The organism is Arthrobacter sp. NPDC080082 (genome assembly GCF_040686595.1).
Lineage (GTDB): Bacteria > Actinomycetota > Actinomycetes > Actinomycetales > Micrococcaceae > Arthrobacter.
Window position 1 is genome coordinate 245,815 of the sequence record NZ_JBFBKQ010000003.1, and the last position, 17,751, is coordinate 263,565.

Here is a 17,751-nt window from a genome sequence, read left to right on the forward strand (position 1 = left end):
TCACCCACGCGCCCCCACCGCCCCGCGCGCGGCCGCCACCACCCGCTCGGCCGAGGGGAGGGCCGCCAGTTCCAGATGCTTGGAGTACGGGATGGGCACCTCGGCGCTGCACACCCGGGCCACCGGGGCGTCGAGCTCGTAGAAAAGCTGCTCGCCAAGCCGGGCGCAGATCTCCGCGGAGATGCTGCCGCTGCGCCAACCCTCATCGACGACGACGGCGCGGCGGGTCCGTCGCACCGCGGCGAGGATGGTGGCCTCGTCCAGCGGGCGGAGGGTGCGCAGGTCCAGCACCTCGGCGTCGATCCCGTCCCCGGCGAGCCGGTCCGCCGCCTCCAGGGTCAGCGGCAGCGTCCCGCCGTAGGTGATGAGGGTGATGTCCGTGCCGGGCCGACGGACGGCGGCGGTGGTGATGTCGACGGCGCCGGCATCCTCGGCGAGCTCGCCCTGGACGTTGTAGAGCGAGCCGTGTTCGAAGATCAGCACCGGATCCGGGTCCCCCAGCGCGGTCCAGAGCATGCCGAAGGCGTCCTCCAGGGTGGCGGGGGCGAGGATCCGCAGCCCCGGGATGTGCGCGTACCAGCCCTCGAGGCTGTGCGAGTGCTGGGCGCCGAGCTGCCGGCCCGCCCCGGTGGTCATCCGGACCACCAGCGGGACGTGGAACTGCCCGCCGGACATGTGCAGCAGCGAGGCGGCGTTGTTCATCAACTGGTCCAGGGCCAGCAGGCTGAAGTTGACCGTCATGATCTCGACGATCGGACGCATCCCGCCCAGGGCCGCCCCGATCCCGGCGCCCACGAACCCGGACTCGGAGAGGGGGGTGTCCCGGATGCGCTCCGGCCCGAACTCCTCCAGCAGGCCCAGGCTGACGGCGAACGAACCGCCGTACGCGCCCACATCCTCACCCATCAGGAACACCCGACTGTCCCGCTGCAGCGCGTCCCGGATTCCGGCGCGGAGGGCCTCACGGTAGCTGGACTTCATGGCCGGCTCCCGGAAGTATCGGCGCCGGAACTCCCCGAAGCGCCGGCTTCGGAACCCCCGGAAGCGCCGGCCTCGCTGTAGACAAACCGTTCCAGGTCCGCGACCGGTTCGGGCGTCCCGGCCTCCGCGAACGCGACGCCGGCTGCGATCTCGGCGTCGGCGTCGGCCTGGAGCTGCTCCCAGTCCGCGTCGGGAAGATCGCCGGAACCCGCCAGGGATGTGCGCAACAGTGTGATCGGGTCCCGCTCCTGCCACCGCGCCACCTCGGCCTTGTCCCGGTAGCGTTCCGGGTCGAACATCGAGTGGGCCCGGAACCGGTAGGTGCGCAGCTCCAGGAAGTGTGGCCCGCCGCCGGCCCGGACCGCGTCCACCGCGCGGCGGGCGGTGTCCTCCACCGCCAGCACGTCCATCCCGTCCACCGCCCAGGCGGCCATCTCGTAGCCGGCGGCCTTGAGTGCGATGTCCGTCTGCGACTCGGAGCGGCCCAGCGCGGTGCCCATCGCATAGAGGTTGTTCTCGCAGCAGAACAGTACCGGCAGCTGCCAGAGCGCGGCGAGGTTCATGCTTTCGTGGAATTCTCCCTCCGCGACGGCGCCCTCGCCGAAGAAGCAGGCGGTGACGCGGGGCCGGCCGGCCAGCTTGTCCGCGAGCGCCAGGCCCACCGCCAGGGGCAGCCCGCCGGCCACGATCGCGTTGCCGCCGTAGAAGCGGGTGGCGGCGTCGAACAGGTGCATGGACCCTCCCCGGCCCCGGCAGCAGCCCTCGACGTTGCCGTACATCTCGGCCAGGATGGCGCCGGCGGACACCCCGCGCAGGAGGGCATGGCCGTGCTCGCGGTAGGTGGCGACGACGGCGTCCTCCGGACCCAGCGCGGACAGCACCCCGGCGGCCACCGCCTCCTCGCCGATGTAGACGTGCAGGAACCCGCGGATCTTGGCGGCACTGTAGAGCTCGACGCATTTCTCCTCGAGCCGGCGCACCCGGAGCATCTGCCGCAGCAGCTCCACGGCGTCCGGGCCGCTCACGCCGGGTCCCTGGACGCCGGACCGGACTCGATGGTGGAGGTGTCGCCCTCCGGCAGGCCCAGCTCGCGGGCCTTCAGCAGCCGGCGGAGGATTTTGCCGCTGCGGGTCTTCGGCAGCGCCGTGGTGAAGTCCAGCAGCCGCGGCGCCACGGCCGGCCCCAGCCGCTTCCGGGCGAAGGCGATGATGTCCAGCCGCAGCTCCTCGGAGGGTTCGACGCCGGGGCGGAGCTCCACGAACGCCTTCACTACCTCCCCGGCCACCGGGTCCGGGACGCCGATCACCCCCGCCTCGGCGACGGCGTCGTGCTCCATCAGCGAGCTCTCCACCTCGAAGGGGCCGATCAGGTGCCCGGAGGACTTGATCACGTCGTCGCCGCGGCCCACGAACCAGTAGTAGCCGTCGGCGTCGCACCGGGCCAGGTCGCCGGTGAGGTACCAGCCGCCGGCGAAGCACTTCCGGTACCGCTCCTCCTCATTCAGGTAGCCGCGGAACATCGAGGGCCAGCCCGGCCGCAGCGCCAGTTCGCCCATGGTATCCGGGTCCGTGACCAGCACCGCGGCCCCGTCCCGGACCACCGGCCTGTCCGCCTCGTCCCTGAGCACCAGGGCCGCCTCGATGCCCGGCAGCGGCCGCCCCATCGACCCGGGCCGGATCTCCGTCGCGGCGAAGTTGGCGATCATGATCCCGCCGGTCTCGGTCTGCCACCAGTTGTCGTGCACGGGCTGGCCGAAGGCTTCCCGGCCCCAGAGGACCACCTCCGGGTTCAGCGGCTCGCCCACGCTGGCGACGAACCGCAGCGCGGACAGGTCATGGCCGGCGGCGCGCTCCGCCCCGGCCTTCATCAGCATCCGCAGGGCCGTGGGCGCCGTGTACCAGACCGAGACGCGCTCGCCGGCGAGGATCCGATACCAGCGGTCCGCGTCCATTTCCTCCTCGTCCACAATGCTCGTCACGCCGTGGCTGAGCGGGGCGAGGACGCCGTAGGAGGTGCCGGTGACCCAGCCCGGGTCCGCGGTGCACCAGTAGATGTCCTCCGGGTGCAGGTCCAGGGCGAAGGTGCCGGTGGCGTGGTGGGCGGTGACGGCGTCGTGGACGTGGATGGCACCCTTGGGCGTTCCGGTGGTCCCGGAGGTGAAGTGCAGCAGCGCCATGTCCTCCGGCTGCGTGGCGGCGATCTCCTCGTCCGCGGGCGCCTCCGCCAGCAGCGCGGCCAGGTCCAGCGTGCCCGGTTCCGGGTGGCCGTCCGCGTCAGCGAGCAGGACGTGCCGCAGCTCCGGCAGTGCGTCCCGCTGCGGGGCGATCTTCCGCCGGTACAGCGCCCGGGTGGTGACCAGGGCGCGGGCACCGCCCAGCTGCAGGCGTTGCCGCACCGGTTCGGGGCCGAACGCGGAGAACAGGGGGCAGAAGACGCTGGCGTTCTTGAACGTGCCCAGCATGGCGGTATAGAGGGCGGGGCTGCGGCCCAGGAGTGAGAAGACGCGCTCGCCGCGGCCGACGCCGAGTCCCCGCAGTGCCGCGGCGAACCGGTTGCTCCGCTCGGCCAGGTCCGCGTAGGTCAGCGCGTGGGCGCCGCCGTCGGCCCGGATGAACCGCAGCGCCTCCCGGCCGCCGAGCCCGGCCGCCACGTGCCGGTCCGCCGCCTCGTACGCGATGTTCAGGCCCCGGCCGCCCGGCAGCCCCGAGAGCTGCCGCCGGGCCTCGTCCCAGCTGAACGCGGCGCGGGCGGCATCGTAATCGGCCAGATGGGGGCGGACCCGGAAGCTGTCGGGATCTTTCCCGATGGCCGGCCAGCGGAGCGAGGGCGCGGTTCCTGCCGTCATGGTTACATCGGACGCCCGCTCCCCGCCGGTGCCAAGAGCCGTTAGTCCCGGCGCCAGAGCGGGGGCCGGGAGCGGACAATGCGGGGGCCGAGCGGCGCCGCGTGGGGCCGGTCGGGGCGGCACGTCCGAGCCTGTACTGCCACTAAACTGGGTGCCATGACAGCCTCCACTGACACCGCGGCCGACGCCGCCGCCGCCCGCGCCCGCCTCCTGGAACTGATCAAGGAACTCGCCGTCGTCCGCGGCAAGGTCATCCTCTCCAGCGGCGCCGAGGCCGACTACTACATCGACCTGCGCCGCATCACCCTGCACCATGAGGCCTCCCGCCTGGTGGGCCAGGTCATGCTGTCCCTGCTCGACGACGCCGGCATCGACTTCGAGTGCGCCGGCGGCCTGACCATGGGCGCAGACCCTGTGGGCACCGCGGTGATGCACGCCGCCGTCGACGCCGGCCGCCCGGTGGACGCGTTCGTGGTCCGCAAGGCGCAGAAGTCCTACGGCATGGGCCGCCAGGTGGAAGGCCCCTCCGTGGAGGGCCGCAATGTCCTGGTCCTGGAGGACACCTCCACCACCGGCGGCTCCGCGCTGACCGCGGTCGAGGGTGTGCGGAAGGCTGGCGGCAACGTGGTGGCCGTCGCCGTGATCGTGGACCGGGCCACCGGTGCCAAGGAAAAGATCGAGGCCGAGGCCGGCGTGCCCTACCTGTTTGCCTTCGGCAAGGACGAACTGGGCCTGGACTAAGGGTTTTCCCTGCAGCGGAATCCTCTGGACCGGGTTTGGGGCCCGACTTATCATTTCCTCAACACCCGCGCCGGCATGCCGGCGCCTGCAGCCGGAGAACACCGCCCATGCCCCCTTCCCATGACCACACCCAGACCGACCTTGGAACGCTGGTAGACCAGGTCCAGGACCTCATCCTCGACAGCAGTGACTTCGAGGAGTTCCTGAACGACCTGGCGCGGTTCTCCGCACACCAAGTGGCCGGCGACGGCGAGGACGCGCTCTGCGGGATCACCCTGCTGCGCGACCGGAAGGCCGCCACGATCGGCTGGAGCAGCGACGACGCCCGGGCGATCGACGAGATCCAGTACCGGCTGGCCCAGGGTCCCTGCCTGACGGCGGCGCAGGAGGAACGCGAGGTCTACGTCCCCGACCTGCTGGACGAGGAGCGCTGGGGCCCCGAATACGCCGACGCCGTCGCCTCGTTCGGCCTGCGCTCGGTGCTCTCCGTCCCGTTCCACCTGCAGGGCGAGGCGCAGGCGGCGCTGAACCTCTACTCCGACGTCCCGCGCAAGTTCGACGGCGAGGCAGCCGACAAGGCCCGCCACTACACCCGGCAGATCAGCCAGGCGCTGCGCATGGCCGTGCGCTGCTCGCTGCATGCGGACAGCGCCAGCAACCTGCGCGCCACCCTGGAGTCCCGCACGGTGATCGACATGGCCATCGGCATCGTCATGGCCCAGAACCGCTGCGACCAGGAGACCGCGGTGCGGATCCTGACGGACGCCTCCAACCACGGGAACATCAAACTCCGTGAGGTGGCGACCTCGCTGGTGAAGTCCGTGGGTGGTTCCGGCACCCGGACCCACTATCAGGAGCCGGGCCGGCAAGCCGCGGGCTGATCCGGGAACTTGTGCCGCTAGTATTCGGCCGATAGTCTGAGCGAGGTTGAGCCGTCGGCCAAAGATACCTTCTTTGGAGTACCTATGGACCAATCCCTGAACGCTCACGTAAAGCTCGACGTCGGTCTCGACATCGTCCGGATCGATGTTATTGGCACCCTTAACCGCGAAACCCGTCCGGCCCTCCTGCAGCTGATCCAGCGCATCCGCCGCTCCGGTTTCACCTGGCACATCCGCGTGGATCTCTCCCGCTCGCCCTTCGTCGAATCCGCCGCCCTCGCCGGCCTGCGCCACGACCTCAACGCCATCGACGGCCAGAGCCGCCAGCTGGACCTCTCCGGCGCGCCGCCCCTTTCCGCCGGGGTCTCGCTGGAACTGCAGTGCTCAGCCGACGCGTCCGGCAGCGTCTTCGAGGACCTGGACTTCGCCGCCGCCGACTTCCACGCCGCCAAAATCCGTCCGCTGGGCCGGTACTCGGACGCCGAACTGCTGGCGGCCTCGGACGACGCCTTCAGCAAGCTCGACGATCCCGCCCGCGGCGCCGCCTCCGAGCTGCTGGCCCACTACGAGGACATCCGGTTCGAGATGTCCCGCCGCGAATTCGACCGCGAAACCGAAACCCTCTGACCTGTCCGGGCGCCGCGGACCCGGCGGCGCCGCACTCCCCGAACCGGAGCATTTTCCCGTGGAAGCCGCAGTGGTTACGGTTGTGGTGTGCCGCGTGAGACCGAAGTGACGGAGGGCGGAACCGCGAAGGCGGATGCCCGGCTCCTCCGGCACGCCGCCGAACTGGAACGGTTCTCCCGGCGGAACTTCCTGATCGGCGCCGGCACCGCGGGACTCCTGGCCGCGGACATGCTCTTCACCCGCCGCGTCCAGGCCGAGCGCCGGGTGAACAAGATCCTGACCGTGCCCGACGACGTCGCCGAACGCTACTACCCGCGCGCCAGCTGGATCCTCTTCCCGGGCTTCAAGACCAGCTGGGAGGAGGCCCAGTGGATCCTGAACTCCCTGCGTGGCGCCATGAACAAACGCGGCCAGCTGGCCGCCGTCGGCTACTCCAACGTGGGCCTGGAGATCGACAAGATCGTGATCGCCGTGATCGAGCACGTGCGCGCCCACAAGCTGGAGACCCTCTACTTTTACGGCCACAGCTTCGGCGGGATGGTCGCCGTGCAGGTGGCCGCCCGGCTGCTGGAACTGCACGGCGTCAAGGTGGCCTTCATCCTGCTGGACTCCAGCCCCGCAACCCGCAGCGACGTGCTGGACCAGAGCTGGTTCGAGGGTGTGGTGTTCCTCTACGAGAGCGGCGTCCGGTTCCCCACGGTGCTGCGCGGCGGCTACGAGCTCGGCGAACGGGTGCTCAACAAACACGAGCGCACCTGGGGCCAGATCGTTGACCAGACACTCGAGCAGCTTTCCCCGATCGCGCCGTCCAGCGTCCTGATCCAGAGCGAGTCCGCCTACATCTACCACTTCGATCCGGGCCGGTACGTGGGCAAGCTCGGCGACGCCAGAATGGCGTTCATTGGCAACCCGGCGGACCAGACCGTCAGCTACGAGACGGCCCGGGACTCCTGGATGCTGCGGTTCGCGGGCAACATGGTCTCCGACTCGCTGCAGACCGACGGCGCCCGGCCGGCCCACGCCAGCCCCCAGTGGAACCCGGGGATCTACAAGCAGCTGGTCGAGCAGCTCCAGGACCAGATCCTGCCCCTTCCGGCCGGCGGCGGCCGGAAGGTGGCGTTCTAGCGGCCTAGATCTGGTTCTTGAGGTCCGCCACCGAGTTCAGGATCTGGTTGGGCCGGAACGGGTAGGCGGCGATGTCGTCCTTGTGGGTGATGCCGCTGAGCACCAGCACCGTGTGCAGGCCCGCCTCCATGCCGGCGATGATGTCCGTGTCCATCCGGTCCCCGATCATGGCCGTGGTCTCCGAGTGGGCGTCGATCTGGTTCATCGCGGATCGGAACATCATGGGGTTCGGCTTGCCGACAATGTAGGGTTCCCGGCCGGTGGCCTTGGTGATCAGGGCGGCGATCGCCCCGGTGGCCGGCATGGGGCCGTCCTTGGAGGGGCCGGTGGCGTCCGGGTTGGTGGCGATGAACCGTGCCCCGCCCAGGATCAGCCGGATGGCCATGGTGATGGCCTCGAAGGAATAGGTGCGGGTCTCGCCGAGCACCACGAAGTCCGGATCCTGGTCGGTGAGGATGAAGCCCGCCTCGTGCAGCGCCGTCGTCAGGCCCGCCTCGCCGATCGTGTAGGCGCGGTTGCCGGAGTCGGAGCCGCGGACCTGGTCCTTGAGGAACTGGGCCGTGGCCAGCGCCGAGGTCCAGATGTTCTCCTCGGGGATCTCCAGGCCGGAGCTGCGCAGCCGGGCGGCGAGGTCGCGCGGAGTGAAGATCGAGTTGTTGGTCAGCACCAGGAAGCGCCGGGAGGTGTCCACCCAGCGCTGGATCAGTTCGGCCGCGCCGGGGATGGGCTGGTTCTCGTGCACCAGCACGCCGTCCATGTCCGTCAGCCAGCACTCGATGTCCTGGCCGCTGCGGTACACCGACGCGGTGGAACGGGTCTCGTCCGCGTCCTGCCGCTGCTCTGAGTGGTGCTCTGACTGCTCCGCCATGGTGCCCTCCGCCGATAGTGTTCCGCTACTGCTCCCAGTCTAATGTTGAGAAGTGACCCAGCCAGAAGTAACGCCAGCAGCAGAGCCTGAACCCGGGCAGGAACCGGAGATCGGCGTCGGGCCCTGGAGCGGGCCGCTGCCCGAGGGGGACCACTGGGACCCGGACCTGCTGGCCGACGGGGACCGCCGCAACGTCCTGGACAAGTACCGGTACTGGAAGCACGAGGCGATCGTCGCAGAGCTGGACTCGCGGCGCCACAACTTCCACATCGCCATCGAAAACTGGCAGCACGACATGAACATCGGCACCGTGGTCCGGACGGCGAACGCCTTCTTGGCCAAGGAGGTGCACATCATCGGACGACGGCGGTGGAACCGGCGCGGCGCCATGGTCACCGACCGCTACCAGCACGTCCGCCACCACCCCACGGTGGAGGACTTCGTGGCGTGGGCGCAGGGGGAGGGCCTCGCGATCATCGGGATCGACATCTTCCCGGACTCGGTGCCGCTGGAGACCTACGAACTCCCGCGAGACTGCGTGCTGGTGTTCGGCCAGGAAGGTCCCGGCCTGACCCCCGAGGTGCACGCCGCCGCGGTGGACACCCTCTCCATCGAGCAATTCGGCTCCACCCGCTCCATCAACGCCGCCTCGGCCGCCGCGATCGCGATGCACGCCTGGATCCGCCGGCACGTCTTCAACCAGCTCCCCGGCTAGGCCGGCAGTAAGGACCGTTCTTTAGATCGGCCGGCCCGCGGCGAACACCGCCGTGACGGCCAGGTCCTCATCCAGCAGGACCGCGTCCGCCTGGTACCCCGGCGCCAGCAGCCCCAGGTCCGTGCCCCGGCCGATCGCCCGAGCCGGCGTCCCGGTCAGCGCCGTCACCGCATCGGTCAGCGGGATGCCCGCGTCCCGCACCGCCCGGCGCAGGGCCTCGTCAAGCGTCAGGGTGGACCCGGCGATGCGGCCCTCCGCGTCCCCGGTCCCGGCCAGTCGCGCCACGCCGCCGCGCACCGTGACGGGCAGCGTGCCCAGCCGGTAGCTACCGTCCGCGGCGCCGGCGGCGGCCATCGCGTCGCTGACCAGCGCCACCCGGCCGGGGGCTCCGGTGAAGGCCAGCCGCACCATCTCCGGGTGGACGTGGACGCCGTCATTGATCACCTCAAGGGTCACGCCGGGGGAGCGGAACGCCGCGGCAACGGGCCCGGGCTCGCGGTGGTGCAGCCCCGGCATCGCGTTGAAGGCGTGCGTGAGGATGGAAGCGCCGGCGTCGAACGCGGCGAGGGCGGCGTCGTACCCGGCGGCGGTGTGCCCGACGGCGACCGCGACGCCGGCGTCCACCAGGGTGCGGAGGGCCGCCATGGCGCCGGGAAGTTCCGGGGCGAGGGTCCACTGCCGGAGCGTGCCGCGTCCCGCCGCCAGCAGCGCAGCGACGTCCTCCGGGTCCGGGGCGCGGAGCAGGGCGGGGTCGTGGGCGCCGCGGAATTTGTCGGCGAGGAAGGGTCCCTCCAGGTGGGCGCCCAGGATAAGCGGGTCTGTTTCGGCCGCGTCGGCGACCGCGACGAGCCGGGCTTCCAGGTCCGGCCTGGCTGCGGTGACGAGGGAGAGGACCAGCCGGGTGGTGCCGTGCCGGTGGTGGGTGGCCAGGGCCCGGCCGATCGCGGCCGCCCCGCCGTCGCCAGCCCCGGCGTCGAACGCGGCGCCGCCCCCGCCGTGGCAGTGCAGGTCGATGAAACCCGGCACCAGCCAGCGGCCGGCCGCGTCCGTGACGGCGCACCCGGCGCCCGGAGCATCAAGACCGTCCCCGGCCCCGTTGTCGGCAAGGGCGCAGCCGGCCTTCGGCACCAGCTCCCGCCAACCGTCCCCGGACCCGACGGCCGCGACCGCGGTCCCGGCGAACGCCACCCAGGCGTCAGCGGTGATGGACCCGCCGGAGACGAGGCGGGCCGAGTGGATGATGCGGGTGGGCTGACCGGGCATGATGCTGCCACCCTATCCGCTCCGGTCCGGGGCAGTGTTACAGCCGGGAGTGAGCGGAACCACTGCCGTCCGGCGGGAATGGCTAGGATGGTGCGTAGCCGACGAGGTTCACCCCAGGGGTCAGCCCAGCCCGCAGACGAAACTCACCTAAGGAGTCAGCATGCCCATTGCAACCCCAGAGATTTACTCCGAGATGATCGACCGCGCGAAGACGGGCGGTTTCGCTTTCCCCGCCGTCAACGTGACCTCCTCCCAGACCCTGAACGCCGCCCTCCGCGGCTTCGCCGAGGCCGAGTCCGACGGCATCGTCCAGGTCTCCACCGGCGGTGCCGCCTACTGGTCCGGCGCCTCCACCAAGGACATGGTGGCCGGCTCCCTGGGCTTCGCCGCGTTCGCCCGCGAGGTGGCCAAGAACTACGGCGTCAACATCGCCCTGCACACGGACCACTGCCCCAAGGACAAGCTGGACGGCTTCGTCCTGCCGCTGCTGGCCGCCTCCGAGGCCGAGGTCAAGGCCGGCCGCAACCCGCTCTTCAACTCCCACATGTGGGACGGCTCCGCCGAAACCCTGCAGGAGAACCTCAAGATCGCCCGTGACCTGCTGGCCCGCACCGCGGCCGCCAAGATGATCCTCGAGGTCGAGATCGGCACGGTCGGCGGCGAGGAGGACGGCGTCGAGAACGCCATCAACGACAAGCTCTACACCACGGTTGAGGACGCCCTCGCCACGATCGACGCCCTCGGCGCCGGCGAGAACGGCCGCTACATCACCGCCCTGACCTTCGGCAACGTGCACGGCGTGTACAAGCCCGGCGGCGTGAAGCTGCGCCCGGAGATCCTCAAGGACATCCAGGAGCAGGTGGGCGCCAAGATCGGCAAGGCCAACCCGTTCGACCTGGTCTTCCACGGCGGCTCCGGCTCCTCCGAGAAGGAAATCGCCGACGCGGTCTCCTACGGCGTGATCAAGATGAACATCGACACCGACACCCAGTACGCCTACACCCGCCCGGTGGTGGACCACATGTTCCGCAACTACGACGGCGTCCTGAAGATCGACGGCGAGGTCGGCAACAAGAAGATGTACGACCCGCGCGTCTGGGGCGCCTCCGCCGAGGCCGGCCTGGCCGCCCGCGTGGTCGAAGCCGCCCAGCAGCTCGGCTCCACCGGCAAGACGTTCTAACCGTGTCGGACGAATTCCGGAAGAACCTGCTGGGCCCCGAACCCACCCTCCTGCCCGCCGAGACCGAGGTCACCGCGGGCCTGGAGGCCGGGCACGAGGCCCTGGACCTGGTGGAGAAGCACCCGACGTCCTCGCTGCTCTGGGCCGTGCTGGCCGAGGAAGCGTGGAAAGAGGGTCGGACCATCGATTCCTACGCCTACTCCCGCGTCGGCTACCACCGCGGCCTGGACGCCCTCCGGCGCAACGGCTGGCGCGGCGCCGGCCCGATTCCGTGGGAGCACGAGCCGAACCAGGGCTTCCTGCGGGCGCTGTACTCGCTCGGCCGGGCCTCCGCAGCGATCGGTGAGGCCGAGGAGCCGGAGCGGATCGAGAAGTTCCTGGCCGAGTCCGATCCCACGGCCAAGGCCGCCATCGAGGCGCGCGGCTGACCCTGCGCCGCCCCGGCTGACCCGGGACCAGACGACGACGGCGGGTGCCCACCGAAAGGTGGACACCCGCCGTCGCGGTTTAAGCTGGGCCCACGCCCGCAGGGTTCCCTGGCCGAGCTTGCGAGGTTAGGGAGCGGGTGGGGACGATCAGGCCTTCGCCAGGCCGGTGCGGGCCATCGCGTCCGCGTAGGCAACGCGCATGTCCTCAAGGTACTGCTCCTGCCGTGCAGGGGTGCCGGCGAAGGCGCGGCCGCTGAGCGAACGCACCTTGTAGGTCTTCAGGCCGCGGCGCCAGATCATCGGCACCTCGGTCTTCAGCAGCAGGTTGGCCAGCCGGTTGGCCTCGGTGCCGTGGGCGACGATCACGGAGGCGCGGGGGACCAGGGCCAGGAACTTCAGCAGCGGCTTGAGTCCGGCGGCGATCTGGTCCGGGGTGAATTTGCCGTTGGGCTCGCCCTCGACGTGCCACGGGTGGACATTCCACGGCATCACGAACTCGGGGCGCAGGCCCAGCTTCCACTGGATGCCCAGCAGGCGGGTGGCGGCGTCGGAATCGCCGGCGGTGATGAACCCGGACGGGTCCGCGGTGCCGATGTTGGAGAACAGGCTCACGATGCGGCATTCGTCCACGTCGTGGGCGGGATCGACGTAGGGGACGGTGGTGCCGGCCTTGGCGGTCTGGAGGGCGTCGCACAGCTCGTTGACCGGGGCGACATTGGCCTCGTAGCGGCGGTTAAAGAGCTGTTCGCGGAAATTTTCAGTGGCCAGGGCTGTCATGTGGTGCTGGGTCTCCTGCGGGATTGGTAACGCCGCCAGACCGGCCGCGGGCGCGCCAAAGGAAGGCGCGCCGCGGCCGATGTGGTGTGGAAATGTGGTGTGGGCCGGAAACTTGTCCGGCCGTTACCAGTCTACCAAGATCCCGCCGGCCGGCCGCCGGTCACCAAAGTCGCTTGGTGGCCCGCCGTGCTCCCTCGCCCAGCGCCTCAAGCTTGGCGAAGGCGATCTGCGGGTGGACGCGGCCGCCGAGGCCACAGTCCGTGGAGGCAATCACGTTCTCGCGGCCCACCAGTTCGGCGAACCGCACGATCCGGTCCGCCACCAGGTCCGGGTGCTCGACGACGTTGGTGGCGTGGGAGACGACGCCGGGGATGATCGACTTGCCCTCGGGAAGCTTGGTGTCTTCCCAGACCCGCCACTCGTGCTCGTGCCGGACATTGGCAGCCTCGAAGGAGTACGCGCCGGCGTTGACCTGCAGCACCGAGCCGATGATGTCCTGGAACGGGATGTCCGTGGTGTGCGGGCCGTGCCAGGAACCCCAGCAGACGTGCAGCCGGATCTGCTCCTGCGGCAGGTCCCGGAGCGCCCAGTTGGTGGCCTCCACCCGGAGCTGGATGAACTTCAGGTAGTCCTCCAGGCTGGGCTCGGGGTTGATCTGGTCCCAGCTCTCGGCCAGCGACGGGTCGTCCAGCTGGACGGTCAGGCCGGCGTCGATGATGGCCTTGTACTCCTCGCGCATGGCGTCCGCGCAGGCGTAGAGCAGTTCCTCGTCGCTCTGGTAATACTCGTTGGCCACCCGGGCGCAGGACCCGGGGGAGAGGGAAGCGACGAAGCCCTCCGTCAGGCCCGCCGCGGCAAGGCCGGTCTTGAGGTTGGCGACGTCGGAGGCCACCAGGTCCTGGCCCGTGTAGGTCAGCGGCCCGGCGATCTTGGGCTGGGTCACGGACTTGCGGTGCGAGAGGATGCCCGAGGACGGGTCGTTGTAGGCCTCGTTGAACTTCTGCCGGTCCCGGCGGTCCGGGAAGGACGTCAGGACGATGTGGCCAGGCGAGGAGCGGTGCACCTGGGCGTCGGCCCAGCGGTCCACATTGGTCGGTTCCAGGCCGCCGAGGCGCGAGAAGGAGTAGTTCCACCAGGCGCCGTAGTCCACGGAGCTGGACATGGTGTGGCCGTACTCGCCGTCGTTGGCGATGTCGATGCCCAGATCGCTTTGGCGCTGCACCACGTCCTTGACCGAGGTTTCCAGCAGGTCCAGGAACTCGGGGGTGATCCCGTCCTTTTCCTTGGACTCGTTCGCGGCGATCAGTTCCGGGGTGCGGGGCAAGGACCCGGCGTGGGTGACGCGGATGTGGTCGGTGTTCTGGGCGGAGGTAGGGGTCATGGCTCGTTTTCCTTTCCATCGGTCCTGGCGGTAGCACCGTGGCCGGCCGCGGCAGCCGCCCTAGGGGGCTGTCCGGGTCCGGCGGGGTTGCTGCGGCGTCAACGGTCCAGGTCCCTCGGCCGCTCGGGATGGTCACTCCCACTACATTCCACCCGGGCGCCACCCGCAAGTTGTGCCCATAATGTGTCACGGGCCCGTGGTGGCGGCCGAAAACGCGCCGCCGGCTCCGTCGTCGGCTAAACTTGGGTGGTAAGAGCCCCTGACTGCCCGCAGCGGTAGAGCCGGGGCATTCTCATGAACGGTGCCGGACTGCGGAACCACCTGGTGGACCGAAGCGCGGCCCGAACGAATGGGGGAGGATCCCATGCCAGCAATCGTGATCGTCGGAGCCCAGTGGGGCGACGAGGGCAAAGGTAAAGCCACCGACCTTCTCGGCGGCCGTGTCGACTACGTCGTCAAGCCCAACGGCGGCAACAACGCCGGCCATACCGTCGTCGTAGGCGGTGAGAAGTACGAGCTGAAGCTCCTTCCTGCCGGCATCCTCAGCCCCAACGCCATCCCGGTAATCGGCAACGGCTGCGTGGTGAACCTCGAGGCGCTGTTCCAGGAGATCGACGGGCTCGAGGCCCGCGGCGCGGACACGTCCCGGCTGCGCGTCTCCGCCAACGCCCACCTCGTGGCGCCCTACCACCAGGTGCTGGACAAGGTCACCGAGCGGTTCCTCGGCAGCCGCGCCATCGGCACCACCGGCCGCGGCATCGGCCCGGCCTACATGGACAAGGTGGCCCGCCTCGGCATCCGCGTCCAGGACGTCTTCGACGAGTCCATCCTGCGCCAGAAGGTCGAGGGCTCGCTGCGGCAGAAGAACGAACTGCTGGTCAAGGTCTACAACCGCCGCGACATCGAGGTGGACGAGATCGTGGACTACTTCCTCTCCTTCGCCGAGCGCCTCCGCCCCTTGGTCGTAGACAGCACCTTCCTGCTGAACACGGCGCTGGACGAGGGCAAGGTGGTCCTCATGGAGGGCGGCCAGGCCACGTTCCTCGACGTCGACCACGGGACCTACCCGTTCGTGACCTCCTCCAACCCGACCGCCGGCGGCGCGTCCGTGGGCTCGGGCATCGGCCCCACCCGGATTTCCCGCTCGATCGGCATCATCAAGGCGTACACCACGCGCGTCGGCGCCGGACCGTTCCCCACCGAGCTGTTCGACGAGATGGGCGTCTACCTGCAGAAGACCGGCGGTGAGTTCGGCGTCAACACCGGCCGCCCGCGCCGCTGCGGCTGGTACGACGCCGTGCTGGCCCGGCACGCCTCCCGCGTCAACGGCTTCACCGACTACTTCGTCACCAAGCTGGACGTGCTCACCGGCATCGAGCAGATCCCGGTCTGCGTGGCCTACGACGTCGACGGCGTCCGGCACGATGAGATGCCGATGACCCAGACCGAGTTCCACCACGCGAAGCCGATCTTCGAGTACTTCGACGGCTGGACCGAGGACATCACCGGCGCCCGCACCCTGGACGACCTGCCGGAGAACGCCCGCAACTACGTGCTGGCGCTCGAGAAGCTCTCGGGTACCCGGTTCTCCGCGATCGGCGTCGGCCCGGACCGCGACCAGACGATCGTGGTCAACGATCTGATCAACGACTGACCTGATTAAGGGCTAACGCCCTTCGAGCGCCCGACGGCGGCGTCCCACCCGGAACGGTGGGGCGCCGCCGTCGCCGTTTAACCCCGGGGCAACCCCGGAAACCTCCAGAAAAATCGCGGCAATCCGGGGCGGAACGGTCCTGGGAAAAAGAAACAAAAGAATTTTCCGGATCCCCGTAACCTTTTCGGCCCTCCCGGCGATTACCCCTATGTAAGCGCCGCATGGGACCTGGACCCCAACCACGTTCCGCGGCGCGGCCGCGAAGCTACCGCACGGCACCCGCCCCCATCGGGCGCCGCGGGCTTCGCCGGAAGGATCCGACGGGCACCTGCCCCCATCAGGTGCCGACGGGATCCCCACTGTAAGAGCCGGCGGGCGCCCGCCCCCATCGGGCGCCGCCGGCCCTCCACAACCAAAGGATGTAATTTTCATGAAGAGTGTTAGCAAGACCACCAAGATTGCTGTCGGCGCCGCCATTCTCGCGGTCGGAGGCTTCTCCGGAATCGGCCTGGCCAACGCGGCCCAGGTCTCGAACACCCAGCAGGCTGAAGTGAGCAACGCTACGCCCGCCACCCCGGCCGTTCCGGCGACCCCGTCGCTGCCCGCCGTTCCGGCTACCCCGGCCGTTCCGGCTGTGCCGTCTGCTCCCGCCGTTGACGGTGCCGCCAAGGGCGACGCCTCCGTCAAGGGTGCCGACGAGTCCGCCGAGGGCTCCGTCTCCGCCGACAAGGACGGCGTAACCGTCGACGGCGCCGCCAACGCCAAGGGCGCCGCAGAGGCCCAGGCTCACGCCGGCGTCACCGTGGCCACCCCGGCCGTCCCGGGTGCCAAGGACCTCCCGGCTACCCCGGCCGTCCCGGCCGTCCCGTCGGTGGATGTCCCGCAGGTGAAGAAGTAAGCACTGCCCATCTCCTTTCGGAGGTGACGGGGTGCGGCCGCTAAGATCTTGGGGGCCGCACCCCACAGCAGTAAACGGAAGGAAAGCCTCTTGGCAGACCAGCTGAGCGATGACGAACTGTCAGCCGCCTTGGCTGGCGACCCGTCAGGATTCAGCGCCGTTTACACCGTGATGTCCCCGGCAGTGCTGGGCTACTTCCGGGCCAAGGGCGTCGACGATGCCGAGGCCCTCACCCAGGACGTGTTCGTGGACATCCTGCCCCGGCTCGGCGGCGTCACCGGCGGCCACAAGGGGCTGCGGACCTTTATCTTCTCCGTGGCCCACGCCCGCCTGGTGGACCACTACCGCCGCTCGGAGCGGGCCCCGCACCACACCCCTTACGACCCCCTGACGGATGACCGGCACACGGTCTCCGCGGAGGACGAGGCACTCGGATCGCTCGGGGGCCTGACCCACACACTCTCCCTGCTCAACGAGGAGCAACGGGAAGTCCTGGTCCTGCGGATCGTCGCGGACCTCGCCATCGACGAGGTGGCCAGCATCATGGGCAAGAGCCCGGGTGCCATCAAACAGCTTCAGCGGCGCGGGCTCAGTGCCCTGCGCGAACTGGTAACAGAAAAGGACCACGCAGCATCATGACCGGCACCCGCAAACCCCAGCAGGATGGCAGCATCCAGGCGGTGCTCCGTGATGCCGGCCTGGAATCTGCCGCCGAACTCCGCGGCGCCCTGGAAAACCTCCAGGCCCTGGTCCCGGACCAGGCCCCCGCCCCGCGGGCCGACCTCGCGGCCCTGCTCGCCGCCGGCGCCCCCGCAGCAGCCGCCTCTTCCGAAGAATCCGCCTCCTCCGTCGAGGAGCCCCCGCTCCCCGCGGGCGTTGCCAGCCTGGCGGCACACCGCCGCAGCCGGGGAAACCGGCGCCGGATGGCTTTGGTGGGCGGCGCCGTCGTCGGTGCCATGACCCTCGGTGCGGGTGCCGTGGCTGCCGCCAGTCAGGACTTCCGCGACAGCGTCGGCCACACCGTGGGCAGTATTTTCCAGCCCGCCGGCAATGCCCCGGCCCCCGCTCCGTCCTCGGTCCGCCCGTCGCCGTCGGACCTGCCGGCGCTTCCGGCACCGGCCCCCGCGCCGGCCGGCACGGTGACGGCACCGACCCTTCAGGCAACGGCCCCGGGCGCGGTCCCCGAACCGGTCCGGCCCAGCACTTCGGCCACGCAGCCGGGCCTCGGCCGCGACGTCGGCCGGACCGGCGTGCTGCCGACCCCGCCGCAGCGGCCGGTTACGCCCGTGGTCCCCGGCGCCGACGGCCGGGGCATCCCGGTCAGCCCGCTGCCCACCGTCCCGGCCATCCCCGAGGTTCCGGACGGGACGGGGCAGCGCTGATCCCG

The 17,751-nt window shown here is 70.2% G+C and carries 18 protein-coding genes; 11 read left to right on the top strand and 7 right to left on the bottom strand.

The window, feature by feature from the left end; genetic code table 11:
• From AB0O44_RS08035 to acsA, 3 genes are read right to left on the bottom strand one after another with little or no spacing between them, the layout of a single operon-like run.
• Entirely contained in the window at positions 1 to 981 is a 981-nt protein-coding gene (locus tag AB0O44_RS08035) for a pyruvate dehydrogenase complex E1 component subunit beta (protein WP_364136334.1), read from the bottom strand.
• Positions 978 to 2,006: a pyruvate dehydrogenase (acetyl-transferring) E1 component subunit alpha gene (gene pdhA / locus AB0O44_RS08040; RefSeq protein ID WP_364136336.1), complete on the bottom strand. Its 1,029-nt coding sequence runs from the start codon at positions 2,004 to 2,006 to the stop codon at positions 978 to 980. Before pdhA ends, AB0O44_RS08035 begins: the two co-directional genes overlap by 4 nt.
• Entirely contained in the window at positions 2,003 to 3,826 is a 1,824-nt protein-coding gene (acsA, locus tag AB0O44_RS08045) for an acetate--CoA ligase (protein WP_364136338.1), read from the bottom strand. The genes pdhA and acsA overlap by 4 nt, the downstream gene beginning before the upstream one ends.
• A gap of 156 nt (positions 3,827 to 3,982) precedes the next feature.
• Here acsA and pyrE point away from each other — a divergent pair, with 156 nt between their 5' ends.
• The 4 genes from pyrE to AB0O44_RS08065 all read left to right on the top strand — a co-directional run bounded on the left by pyrE (position 3,983) and on the right by AB0O44_RS08065 (position 7,200).
• Positions 3,983 to 4,567 carry an orotate phosphoribosyltransferase gene (gene pyrE, locus AB0O44_RS08050; RefSeq protein ID WP_364136340.1) on the top strand — a complete coding sequence of 195 codons (585 nt, stop codon included), beginning with the start codon at positions 3,983 to 3,985 and terminating at the stop codon, positions 4,565 to 4,567.
• Positions 4,568 to 4,674: 107 nt separating this feature from the next.
• A complete protein-coding gene (locus AB0O44_RS08055) occupies positions 4,675 to 5,448 on the top strand; it encodes a GAF and ANTAR domain-containing protein (protein ID WP_364136342.1) in 774 nt (257 codons plus the stop codon).
• Positions 5,449 to 5,532: 84 nt separating this feature from the next.
• On the top strand, positions 5,533 to 6,075 hold the full coding sequence (locus tag AB0O44_RS08060) for a hypothetical protein (RefSeq protein WP_364136344.1): 543 nt from the start codon (positions 5,533 to 5,535) through the stop codon (positions 6,073 to 6,075).
• A gap of 87 nt (positions 6,076 to 6,162) precedes the next feature.
• Positions 6,163 to 7,200 carry a thioesterase domain-containing protein gene (locus tag AB0O44_RS08065; protein WP_364136346.1) on the top strand — a complete coding sequence of 346 codons (1,038 nt, stop codon included), beginning with the start codon at positions 6,163 to 6,165 and terminating at the stop codon, positions 7,198 to 7,200.
• Between the two features lie 4 nt (positions 7,201 to 7,204).
• On the opposite strand, the gene AB0O44_RS08070 is transcribed toward AB0O44_RS08065, so the two are convergent.
• On the bottom strand, positions 7,205 to 8,068 hold the full coding sequence (locus tag AB0O44_RS08070; RefSeq protein WP_290256781.1) for an HAD-IIA family hydrolase: 864 nt from the start codon (positions 8,066 to 8,068) through the stop codon (positions 7,205 to 7,207).
• A gap of 52 nt (positions 8,069 to 8,120) precedes the next feature.
• On the opposite strand from AB0O44_RS08070, the gene AB0O44_RS08075 reads away from it, so the two are divergent.
• Complete coding sequence (locus AB0O44_RS08075) at positions 8,121 to 8,783, top strand: TrmH family RNA methyltransferase (protein WP_364136348.1); 663 nt, start codon at positions 8,121 to 8,123, stop codon at positions 8,781 to 8,783.
• Between the two features lie 21 nt (positions 8,784 to 8,804).
• Here AB0O44_RS08075 and nagA read toward each other — a convergent pair whose 3' ends face one another.
• Positions 8,805 to 10,046, bottom strand: coding sequence for an N-acetylglucosamine-6-phosphate deacetylase (nagA, locus tag AB0O44_RS08080; protein WP_364136350.1), 1,242 nt, complete (start codon positions 10,044 to 10,046; stop codon positions 8,805 to 8,807).
• A gap of 160 nt (positions 10,047 to 10,206) precedes the next feature.
• On the opposite strand from nagA, the gene fbaA reads away from it, so the two are divergent.
• Positions 10,207 to 11,226 carry a class II fructose-bisphosphate aldolase gene (fbaA, locus tag AB0O44_RS08085; protein WP_290256778.1) on the top strand — a complete coding sequence of 340 codons (1,020 nt, stop codon included), beginning with the start codon at positions 10,207 to 10,209 and terminating at the stop codon, positions 11,224 to 11,226.
• 2 nt (positions 11,227 to 11,228) lie between these two features.
• The gene (locus tag AB0O44_RS08090) at positions 11,229 to 11,654 is read left to right on the top strand and encodes a DUF3151 domain-containing protein (protein WP_364136352.1); all 426 of its coding nucleotides are present in this window, start codon (positions 11,229 to 11,231) and stop codon (positions 11,652 to 11,654) included.
• 147 nt (positions 11,655 to 11,801) lie between these two features.
• Here the strand turns inward: AB0O44_RS08090 and AB0O44_RS08095 are convergent, their stop codons facing one another.
• Together AB0O44_RS08095 and AB0O44_RS08100 are read right to left on the bottom strand one after the other, a co-directional pair.
• The gene (locus AB0O44_RS08095) at positions 11,802 to 12,431 is read right to left on the bottom strand and encodes a uracil-DNA glycosylase (RefSeq protein WP_364136354.1); all 630 of its coding nucleotides are present in this window, start codon (positions 12,429 to 12,431) and stop codon (positions 11,802 to 11,804) included.
• Between the two features lie 160 nt (positions 12,432 to 12,591).
• Positions 12,592 to 13,812 carry a cobalamin-independent methionine synthase II family protein gene (locus AB0O44_RS08100; protein WP_364136356.1) on the bottom strand — a complete coding sequence of 407 codons (1,221 nt, stop codon included), beginning with the start codon at positions 13,810 to 13,812 and terminating at the stop codon, positions 12,592 to 12,594.
• 364 nt (positions 13,813 to 14,176) lie between these two features.
• Between AB0O44_RS08100 and AB0O44_RS08105 the strand changes: the two genes are divergently transcribed.
• From AB0O44_RS08105 to AB0O44_RS08120, 4 genes are all read left to right on the top strand, one after another.
• Entirely contained in the window at positions 14,177 to 15,466 is a 1,290-nt protein-coding gene (locus tag AB0O44_RS08105) for an adenylosuccinate synthase (protein ID WP_364136358.1), read from the top strand.
• 430 nt (positions 15,467 to 15,896) lie between these two features.
• The gene (locus AB0O44_RS08110; RefSeq protein ID WP_364136360.1) at positions 15,897 to 16,364 is read left to right on the top strand and encodes a hypothetical protein; all 468 of its coding nucleotides are present in this window, start codon (positions 15,897 to 15,899) and stop codon (positions 16,362 to 16,364) included.
• A gap of 90 nt (positions 16,365 to 16,454) precedes the next feature.
• Positions 16,455 to 17,003, top strand: coding sequence for an RNA polymerase sigma factor (locus AB0O44_RS08115; RefSeq protein ID WP_364136362.1), 549 nt, complete (start codon positions 16,455 to 16,457; stop codon positions 17,001 to 17,003).
• Positions 17,000 to 17,746: a hypothetical protein gene (locus AB0O44_RS08120; protein ID WP_364136364.1), complete on the top strand. Its 747-nt coding sequence runs from the start codon at positions 17,000 to 17,002 to the stop codon at positions 17,744 to 17,746. Before AB0O44_RS08115 ends, AB0O44_RS08120 begins: the two co-directional genes overlap by 4 nt.
• Positions 17,747 to 17,751 lie beyond the last annotated feature (5 nt).

Coding starts and splice junctions, on each gene's coding strand:
- AB0O44_RS08100 (WP_364136356.1), bottom strand. CDS start 13,812: ATGACCCCTACCTCCGCCCAGAACACCGACCACATCCGCGTCACCCAC.
- AB0O44_RS08055 (WP_364136342.1), top strand. CDS start 4,675: ATGCCCCCTTCCCATGACCACACCCAGACCGACCTTGGAACGCTGGTA.
- fbaA (WP_290256778.1), top strand. CDS start 10,207: ATGCCCATTGCAACCCCAGAGATTTACTCCGAGATGATCGACCGCGCG.
- AB0O44_RS08120 (WP_364136364.1), top strand. CDS start 17,000: ATGACCGGCACCCGCAAACCCCAGCAGGATGGCAGCATCCAGGCGGTG.
- AB0O44_RS08035 (WP_364136334.1), bottom strand. CDS start 981: ATGAAGTCCAGCTACCGTGAGGCCCTCCGCGCCGGAATCCGGGACGCG.
- nagA (WP_364136350.1), bottom strand. CDS start 10,046: ATGCCCGGTCAGCCCACCCGCATCATCCACTCGGCCCGCCTCGTCTCC.
- AB0O44_RS08110 (WP_364136360.1), top strand. CDS start 15,897: ATGAAGAGTGTTAGCAAGACCACCAAGATTGCTGTCGGCGCCGCCATT.
- pyrE (WP_364136340.1), top strand. CDS start 3,983: ATGACAGCCTCCACTGACACCGCGGCCGACGCCGCCGCCGCCCGCGCC.
- AB0O44_RS08060 (WP_364136344.1), top strand. CDS start 5,533: ATGGACCAATCCCTGAACGCTCACGTAAAGCTCGACGTCGGTCTCGAC.
- AB0O44_RS08105 (WP_364136358.1), top strand. CDS start 14,177: ATGCCAGCAATCGTGATCGTCGGAGCCCAGTGGGGCGACGAGGGCAAA.
- AB0O44_RS08070 (WP_290256781.1), bottom strand. CDS start 8,068: ATGGCGGAGCAGTCAGAGCACCACTCAGAGCAGCGGCAGGACGCGGAC.
- AB0O44_RS08095 (WP_364136354.1), bottom strand. CDS start 12,431: ATGACAGCCCTGGCCACTGAAAATTTCCGCGAACAGCTCTTTAACCGC.
- acsA (WP_364136338.1), bottom strand. CDS start 3,826: ATGACGGCAGGAACCGCGCCCTCGCTCCGCTGGCCGGCCATCGGGAAA.